At 37.7% G+C, this 1,998-nt stretch carries 2 protein-coding genes; both read right to left on the bottom strand.

The window, feature by feature from the left end; all coding sequences use genetic code 11:
* Positions 1-142: 142 nt before the first annotated feature.
* Entirely contained in the window at positions 143-1,039 is an 897-nt protein-coding gene (locus tag C9J34_RS21075; protein ID WP_107842124.1) for a patatin-like phospholipase family protein, read from the bottom strand.
* Between the two features lie 269 nt (positions 1,040-1,308).
* Positions 1,309-1,497: a hypothetical protein gene (locus C9J34_RS21080; RefSeq protein ID WP_193769135.1), complete on the bottom strand. Its 189-nt coding sequence runs from the start codon at positions 1,495-1,497 to the stop codon at positions 1,309-1,311.
* Between the last annotated feature and the right edge of the window lie 501 nt (positions 1,498-1,998).

Genomic DNA, 1,998 nt, shown 5'->3' on the forward strand with positions numbered 1-1,998 from the left:
ACCGGCGATCTCCTGCGTGACAGGCAGGCATGTTAACCGCTACACCACGGGACCAATTTATTAAATTATCTTATCGACATTTAATATAATAGCATTATTTATTATCATTGACAATAGTTTTTTATAAAAATACACCTCTTATTTAAAAGAGGCGTATTTTGGGCCAGCTCATTAAAAATTGCTGTGCTCGAGTTCTCCCAATCGTAATGAGCTCCTCTTTTGTTTCATCATCTATAGCAAATTGTGTTGCACTATATTCTTCTACAGGAATAAACATAATATCTCGTTCATGTCTACGTGATATATAACGTTGATCATGTGCGTCCTTCATTGTTGCAAAAAGAGACTCAAATAACTGTAGTCCATTATTTATCTGGCGCGGTTGCTGGTGTTCAGCGCGTGAACTAAGTTTAATTCCAAGCAAAGGTCGCATCCTTTTACCATTGCGATTATCAAATATCCAAAAAGGAAAATTGCTCAATACACCACCATCTACGATAACAGATTCCTTATTTCTCATCTTTAAAATGACAGGTTCAAAAAAGAATGGGATACTGCAGCTCATACGCAAAGCACGTGCCACTGGAAAGCGATTAGCATCAATTCCATAGTTAACCAAATCATCTGGCAGTACAATCATTTTTCCATTCGATAAATCTGAAGCAACGACCTTCAAAGTTCCTGGTGGTAAATCAGAAAATGTATAAATGTTTCGATCTGCTAATTTTCGATAAAACCATTTTTCCAGTGCTACACCCCGGTATATTCCCATATGTCGATATACATTCAGCCATTTCAAAAACGGAAAATTAAATACTGCCTTACGCTTATCTAAAAGTGTCACTAAATTTAATTCATCTAATAGTTCCTCTATTTCTCTTGCGTTATAGCCCGCTGCAATAAATGCTGCCATAATTGCTCCTGCACTTGTGCCTGCCACACGCTTAAAGCGATAATTTTTTTCCTCTAAAACTTGATATGCGCCAACTAATGCAAATCCCTTCAAGCCTCCACCAGAGAAAACCCCATCAATTAGCATTATTCTCCTCCTACTTTATTGTAGGTGTGCCAATCTTAAAATATTACTATATGCGGGTTTATTTTAAAAACAAATCGGAAGCATCTTACAAAAAGAGTCTTCTAATAAAATCAAAAAATCTAGCAAAAAACGCAGTTAGTAATCTGCCTTGTTGCCAGCTCTATAACTCTAAATTTTATTACTGATTAATCGCCTCTTTAGCATCTTCTTCGACTTTTGGAGACAAAACTGTGGCAAGTATATAATCATCTTCTGAAAGAATTTTAAAACTAACTTGCTTTCGAATAGCCCCCCACTGTAATGGAGCTACCAATAGTTAAATCCGAAATATCAACTTCAATAGATTCTGGAATATCCGCAGGCTTTACATATATTCTAATGGTCAAGTTGGGTCGCATTAAAATGCCTCCCTCTTTCACACCAAAAAATTCACCTGTTAATGTAATGGATACATCCACAATTCCCCAATTAGTTTATTACGATTAATAGCGTATTTGTGCCAATATGATTAATTACACCACGGCATAATTTAATCATTGAGAATATTTGTTAAAAGCAAGTAACTTTTAGTATTTATTTTGACAGGATACTTGCAGTAAAGACCATAAAGTTTTTCTGCTATTTTCTATGCGTCAGTTCAAGAGTTTGTGCCATCACGGATATCATTATCTTTCGTTAACAGTTCTTACTTCCAAGCCTGTAGTGAATTTTCATCACCAAATTGTTGTGTATTAGATGCACATATAAAAAAATGCTGAATACTCAGCGGTTCATTGTTGCGAAGCGACGTCCTACTCTCACAGGGGGCGCCCCTAACTACCATCGGCGCTTCAACGCAGCACATCTGAGCGGCGTGCCCGCGTCGCTTACGGTGCTCATGTACTCCGTACATTCCGCTCCGCACTCCTTGGCGCCTCGACCTCCTTGCTCAGCTGCACTGCTTCATGTTTCATTCGATT

This window comes from Metasolibacillus meyeri, from assembly GCF_003049505.1.
GTDB classification, from domain to species: Bacteria; Bacillota; Bacilli; order Bacillales_A; family Planococcaceae; genus Metasolibacillus; species Metasolibacillus meyeri.